The organism is Gilvimarinus sp. 1_MG-2023 (genome assembly GCF_030548285.1).
Genome location: NZ_JAUOSC010001818.1, coordinates 1 through 232 on the forward strand (window position 1 = coordinate 1; position 232 = coordinate 232).

The 232-nt window shown below is 55.2% G+C and carries 1 protein-coding gene; it reads right to left on the reverse strand.

From position 1 onward, the window contains the following. Positions 1-207: universal stress protein (locus Q4563_RS22975; protein ID WP_303606196.1), on the reverse strand; the 207-nt coding region annotated here is incomplete at its 3' end. Positions 208-232: the final 25 nt, after the last annotated feature.

Consider the following 232-nt stretch of genomic DNA (forward strand, 5'->3'; position numbering starts at 1 on the left):
GTCATCATGCAGGTCCTGCAACAACGGATCTTGAGCCATGAGCTGCTGCGCCAGACGGTCAGCCTGACGGCTCGGCGATTCGATCACATGCAGGTAGGTAATGTGCGATTGGTAATGGCCACACAAGCTGACCGCCGCGCGAAATGCCGGGCGCGAACCCCCCTGCAAATCAGATGCGTACAAAATACGTTTAACACCAGAGAGCATAAGACACCTCCTGTTGGATGATCAG